Here is a 6,260-nt window from a genome sequence, read left to right as displayed (position 1 = left end):
GAGGTGGGGTTCAATCATTTCTTCAAGGGTAAGGACCACCCCTCGGGTGGGGATCAGGTGTTCTTCCAGGGCCACGCGTCGCCGGGGATGTATGCGCGTGCGTTCCTGGAGGGCCGGCTGACCGAGGAGGATCTGGACGGGTTCCGGCAGGAGAAGTCCAAGGCCGGTCATGCGTTGTCCTCGTATCCGCACCCCAGGTTGATGCCGGAGTTTTGGGAGTTCCCGACGGTGTCGATGGGGATCGGGCCGATGAACGCGATCTACCAGGCGCAGTCCAACCGGTATCTGCAGAACCGGGGGATCAAGGACACATCCGGGCAGCAGGTGTGGGCGTTCCTGGGGGATGGGGAGATGGATGAGCCTGAGTCGCGTGGGTTGTTGCAGTTGGCGGCCAATGAGAATCTGGACAACCTGAACTTTGTGATCAACTGCAACCTGCAGCGCCTGGACGGGCCGGTGCGTGGTAACGGGAAGATCATGCAGGAACTCGAGGCGTTTTTCCGCGGTGCCGGGTGGAACGTGATCAAGGTTGTCTGGGGCCGGGAGTGGGATNCCGGTGCGTGGTAACGGGAAGATCATGCAGGAACTCGAGGCGTTTTTCCGCGGTGCCGGGTGGAACGTGATCAAGGTTGTCTGGGGCCGGGAGTGGGATGACCTGCTGGCCCGGGATACCACCGGGGATCTGGTGAAGATCATGAATGAGACCGCTGACGGGGATTACCAGACCTACAAGGCGGAATCCGGTGGGTTTGTGCGCGATCACTTCTTCGGGAAGACCCCGGCCACGAAGGATCTCGTGGCGGATATGGATGATGCGCAGGTGTGGGGACTCAAGCGCGGCGGCCATGATTACCGGAAGGTATACGCGGCGTACAAGGCCGCCACCGAGTTCAAGGGCAAACCGAAGGGGTACGGCCTGGGTTCACACTTCGAGGGCCGTAACGCGACCCACCAGATGAAGAAACTCACCCTTCAGGACCTCAAGGACTTCCGCGACCACCTCCGCATCCCCATCCCCGACGAAGCACTCGAAGCCGACCTCTACAACGCTCCCTACTACCACCCCGGACCCGACTCCCCCGAAATCAAATACCTCCACGAACGCCGCAAGGCCCTCGGAGGGTACCTACCGGAACGCCGTACCAAGCATTCAGAGGTTACCCTCCCGGGAGACAAGACCTATGAAGTGGCCAAGCGCGGCTCCGGCAAGCAGCAGGCCGCCACCACCATGGCCTTCGTCCGGCTCCTCAAGGACCTCATGCGGGACAAGGAGTTCGGCAAGCGAGTGGTGCCAATCATTCCGGACGAGGCCCGGACGTTCGGCATTGACGCCTTCTTCCCGACAGCGAAGATCTACAACCCCAAGGGCCAGAACTACCTTTCGGTAGACCGCGATCTGGTCCTTGCGTACAAGGAATCGATTCAGGGACAGATTCTCCACGCCGGCATCAATGAAGCCGGATCAGTTGCTGCGTTCACTGCCGCTGGCACGGCGTACGCCACGCAGGGCGAGCCGCTGATTCCGATCTACGTGTTCTACTCGATGTTCGGGTTCCAGCGCACGGGAGATTCCTTCTGGGCAGCCGGTGACCAGATGACCCGCGGGTTCATCATCGGCGCCACCGCGGGCCGTACCACCCTCACCGGCGAAGGCCTCCAGCACGCCGACGGACACTCACCCATCCTTGCCTCCACCAACCCCGCCGTCATCACCTACGACCCGGCCTACGGATACGAGATCGGGCACATCGTCCACGACGGCCTTGAGCGGATGTACGGTAACGGCAACGCAGTCTCTGGTTCCGATCCCAACGTCATGTACTACCTCACTGTCTACAACGAGCCGATCATCCAGCCGGTAGAGCCGGAGAACCTCGATGTGGACGGGCTGCTCCGCGGCATCTACAAGCTCAAGGACGGACATTCTGCGGAGAATACTCCGAGGTCACAGATCCTGGCCTCCGGCGTGGCCGTCCCGTGGGCGCTCGAGGCGCAGCGCATTCTTGCCGAGGAGTGGAATGTCTCCGCCGATGTGTGGTCGGTGACCTCGTGGACGGAGCTGCGGCGTGACGCACTCGCCGCCGAGGAGGAAGCCTTCCTCAACCCCGACGCAGAGGCACGCGTTCCCTTCGTTACCCAGCAGCTTGGGGACGCACCCGGACCGATCGTGGCCGTCACCGACTACATGAAGGCTGTTCCGGACCAGATCCGACAGTTCCTGCCGCAGGACTTCGCCACACTCGGAGCGGACGGGTTCGGCTTTTCCGACACACGCGCCGCAGCCAGGCGGTACTTCAAGATCGACTCCCACTCCGTCGTCGTACGCACTCTCGAACTTCTCGCAAAGCGGGGAGAAATAGACACGGACGCACCACGCCAGGCAATCGAGAAGTACGCACTCCTCGACGTCAACGCGGGGACAACGGGTAACGCGGGCGGAGACTCCTAACCCGTTCTGTTCCAGCAGGGTCCGCCGGCATCCACGTGAGCCCGGCGGATTCTGCTCGTATCTTAAGCCGTTCCTTTGTAGCCTTCGTACAAAATGGAGCCTTGGGTGGCAGAGCCGTATGCTCGTTTCATGGCATCGCCCACTCCGCCGCGCGGAACATCCCTGCCCGCTCCGGATCCGACGACGGTAGACCGGCTGCGAACACAGATCGGCGCGCTTTCGACGGCCACCCTGAAGCAGTTGGATTCTTCCCTTCCCTGGTACCGCAACCTGCGTCCCGACGAGCGGTCCGCGCTTGGCCTGGTCGCCCAGAAGGGCATCGCATCCTTTGTCAACTGGTATCAGAAGCCGGTCTCCCCTGCCTGGGTCCTCAGTGATGTATTCGGGACTGCCCCTACCGAACTTACGCGTTCCATCAGTCTCCAGAAAGCTCTCCAGCTCATTCGCGTCGTCGTGCAGGTAGTGGAGGATCAGGTTCCAGACCTTGCCGCGGATGCCGACCAGTGGCCGCTTCGGGAGGCCGTGCTCAGGTACTCCCGTGAGGTCGCTTTTGCGGCAGCCGATGTGTACGCCCGGGCGGCCGAAACGCGCGGTTCATGGGATACGCGGCTTGAAGCGTTGGTGGTGGACGCCATTCTGCGGGGAGAAAGCTCCGACGCACTGCGCTCCCGGATCGCTGCGGTGGGCTGGAAGTCCCAGGCACCGATCACGGTCATGGTTGGCAGCTCTCCCGCTGAACCGAACGCCATGTTCCTCAATGAGCTACGCCGCACAACCGGCCGGCTGGCGGAAGACACCCTGGTCGGTATCCAGGGGGATCGCCTCATCCTTGTCCTCGGAGGTGTCCAGGACCGCGATAACTCCTATTCCAGGCTGAGCGAGCTTTTCGGACCGGGCCCAGTGGTCTATGGGCCTGAATCCGTTTCCCTCGTCGCCGCCAGCGGTTCCGCCCAGGCCGCCTTCGCGGGGCTCACGGCCGCGCGCGCGTGGCCGTCGGCCCCACGTCCTGTAGCTGCCGACGATCTATGGCCGGAACGCGTCATTTCCGGCGACGAAACGGCCCGCAAGGCGCTGCTGCGAAACATCTACCGCCCTCTGGCCAGTGCGCAGAACGGTCTTGAGGAGACGCTCTCGGCGTACATCGCCCTCGGACATTCCCTGGAAGCTACCTCCCGCGAACTGTTCGTCCACGCCAATACGGTGCGCTATCGTTTGCGGCGCGTGTGCGACATCACGGGATGGGATCCGCTGCTTCCTCGCGAGGCTTTTGTTCTCCAGACAGCCCTCGTCATCGGCCGTCTCTCTCCGCCGCCCAGAGGTGCGGCGGAGCGTCCGTCGACACGGATGGATCGGACGGCATCGTTGTAGACTTCCTACAAAGTGGCTCGGGGAGCTTCGTGCACCCGAACACCCTGCTTCTGACCACCCATTTGGAAAGCTTGATACGTGCTTGCAATTCTCTGCCCTGGACAAGGCTCCCAGTCCCCCGGATTCCTCAATCCCTGGCTTGATCTCCCGGGTGTACGCGAGCATCTGGCGGCTCTCAGCGAATCCGCCGGTGTCGACCTGGTGCGGCACGGCACTGTTTCTGACGAAGAAACCATCCGGGATACGGCAGTGGCACAACCGCTCATCGTTGCTGCGGGTCTGGTAGCTGCCCGTGTGCTTCTCGGTACTACACCGTTGACCTCCGCCACAGTCGTGGCCGGGCACTCGGTGGGTGAATTGACCGCCTCCGCCGTCGCGGGCGCACTGACCGAGCAGGACGCAGTCGCGCTGGTACGCACCCGTGCGCAATCAATGGCGGCTGCAGCCGCCGCCACGCCGACCGGTATGAGCGCTGTTCTGGGCGGGGAGCCCGCCGATGTCGCTGACGCTTTGCAACGGCACGGACTTACCGCTGCGAATGCCAATGGCGGCGGTCAGATTGTTGCGGCCGGCACACTCGATCAGCTGGCCTCACTTGCTGCCGATCCGCCACAGAGAGCGCGCGTTATCCCACTCAAGGTGGCGGGCGCCTTCCATACCCACCACATGGCTCCCGCGGTGGAAGCCCTTGAAGCTCTTCGGCCCTCACTTTCACCCACGGCTCCTCTCGCCACGCTACTTTCCAACTACGACGGCGAACCAGTCGCCTCCGGGGAGCTGAACCTTGATAGCCTGATCGCGCAGATCTCCCGTCCCGTTCGATGGGACCTGTGCATGCAGCGGCTTCAGGACATGGGCGTCTCGGGAGTGCTTGAGCTTCCGCCCGCGGGTACGCTGACAGGGCTGGCGAAACGCGGGATGCGCGGCACAGCCAGCCTCGCAGTCAAAACGCCTGAGGACATCGACGACGCGCGGGACTTTATGGAAGAGCATTCGCGCACCGCTCCCCCGGCGGACGCCCCCATCGTCAAAGGAAACGCGTGACTACACCTACCCTCAAACAGTCCACACTGCGCGAGCACACCCGCATTCACGGCCTGGGCATCTACCGTCCCGAGGTAATTGTCACCAACGAGGACATCTGCCAGTGGATTGATTCCTCCGACGAATGGATCCGTCAACGAACGGGAATCGTTACGCGTCACCGGGCTGACAAGGACACCAGTGTCATCGATATGGGAGAAGCAGCAGCGCGGGCCGCTCTCGCGGACGCAGGTATCGAAGCCTCCCAGCTGGGCGCCGTGCTGGTCTCGACCGTTACACATCCGTACGCAACCCCGTCCGCAGCCGCGCAACTGGCTGACCGCCTGGGGGCTACCCCTGCGCCGGCGTATGACATCTCGGCGGCCTGCGCCGGTTACTGCTACGGCATTGCCCAGGCCGATGCCCTGGTGCACGCGGGAACTGCCGATTACGTACTCGTGGTTGGCGTGGAGAAGCTCTCCGATTTCATTGACAACACGGAACGCACTATTTCCTTCCTGCTTGGTGATGGAGCCGGAGCAGTTGTCATTGGTCCCTCGGACTCGCCTGGCATCGGCCCTTCTGTATGGGGCTCGGACGGCAGCAAGCACGAATCGATTCGTATGACGCATTCGCTGCTCGATGTGCGTGAACTCTCTTCTGCGGCGCTTTCGGGCGGTCCGGAAGCGCTGGCCTCAGCCGCGGAATCCGCAATCTGGCCCACCATGCGCCAGGACGGCCCGACCGTTTTCCGGTGGGCGGTCTGGGAAATGGCGAAAGTGGCGCAGCAGGCGCTCGACGCCGCCGGAATCCGAGCAGAGGACCTCGTTGCCTTCGTCCCGCACCAGGCGAACATCCGGATCATTGACGAGATGGTGAAACAGTTGGGACTGCCCGAGCATGTGGCTGTAGCTCGGGATATTGTCGATGCCGGCAACACCTCCGCTGCTTCCATTCCCCTTGCAATGCATCGCCTGCTGTCCGAGAACCCAGACCTTAGCGGAGGTCTTGCCCTGCAGATTGGGTTCGGGGCCGGGCTCGTCTTTGGAGCCCAGGTGGTTGTGCTCCCGTAGTTTTCCACTTCAGCCCGCACCGTGCGGTCTGATCGAATCGATCCGGATACACCGGACTCAAAGAAAAGGAGCCATCATGGCTAGCAACGAAGAGATCCTCGCAGGACTGGCAGAAATCGTCAACGAAGAGACCGGCCTGGCGCCCGAGTCCGTGGAGACGGACAAATCCTTCACCGACGACCTGGACATTGACTCAATTTCCATGATGACCATCGTTGTCAACGCCGAGGAGAAGTTCGGCGTGCGCATTCCGGACGAGGAAGTCAAGAACCTCAAGACCGTCGGCGATGCAGTGAATTTCATCGCCAACGCACAGTCCTAGTGGCGTGCGGCGGTGGCTTCCTGAA

At 62.5% G+C, this 6,260-nt stretch carries 5 protein-coding genes and 1 pseudogene; all 6 read left to right on the top strand.

Translation table 11 applies throughout. The features are described 5' to 3' along the window. A pseudogene (locus ASH00_RS17010) lies at positions 1 to 552 on the top strand (pyruvate dehydrogenase (acetyl-transferring), homodimeric type); the annotation flags it as partial. A gap of 1 nt (position 553) precedes the next feature. After that, positions 554 to 2,449, top strand: a 1,896-nt coding sequence (aceE, locus tag ASH00_RS10735; protein ID WP_235563264.1) for a pyruvate dehydrogenase (acetyl-transferring), homodimeric type, incomplete at its 5' end; no start/stop codon positions are given. A gap of 129 nt (positions 2,450 to 2,578) precedes the next feature. Beyond that, entirely contained in the window at positions 2,579 to 3,817 is a 1,239-nt protein-coding gene (locus tag ASH00_RS10730; protein ID WP_056548396.1) for a PucR family transcriptional regulator, read from the top strand. Positions 3,818 to 3,895: 78 nt separating this feature from the next. Continuing rightward, a complete protein-coding gene (locus ASH00_RS10725; RefSeq protein ID WP_056548332.1) occupies positions 3,896 to 4,861 on the top strand; it encodes an ACP S-malonyltransferase in 966 nt (321 codons plus the stop codon). Next, the gene (locus ASH00_RS10720; protein ID WP_056548331.1) at positions 4,858 to 5,913 is read left to right on the top strand and encodes a beta-ketoacyl-ACP synthase III; all 1,056 of its coding nucleotides are present in this window, start codon (positions 4,858 to 4,860) and stop codon (positions 5,911 to 5,913) included. The genes ASH00_RS10725 and ASH00_RS10720 overlap by 4 nt, the downstream gene beginning before the upstream one ends. Before the next feature lie 76 nt (positions 5,914 to 5,989). Then, on the top strand, positions 5,990 to 6,235 hold the full coding sequence (locus ASH00_RS10715) for an acyl carrier protein (RefSeq protein ID WP_056548330.1): 246 nt from the start codon (positions 5,990 to 5,992) through the stop codon (positions 6,233 to 6,235). The last annotated feature ends 25 nt before the right edge of the window (positions 6,236 to 6,260 follow it).

This window comes from Arthrobacter sp. Soil782 (assembly GCF_001428435.1).
Lineage (GTDB): Bacteria > Actinomycetota > Actinomycetes > Actinomycetales > Micrococcaceae > Arthrobacter_D > Arthrobacter_D parietis.
The sequence above is the reverse complement of the archived record's forward strand: the minus strand, read 5'-3'. Positions and strand labels throughout refer to the sequence as shown.

Bases quoted from the DNA above. Each gene is read 5' to 3' on its own strand.
- ASH00_RS10730 (WP_056548396.1), top strand. From the start codon at position 2,579: ATGGCATCGCCCACTCCGCCGCGCGGAACATCCCTGCCCGCTCCGGAT.
- ASH00_RS10715 (WP_056548330.1), top strand. From the start codon at position 5,990: ATGGCTAGCAACGAAGAGATCCTCGCAGGACTGGCAGAAATCGTCAAC.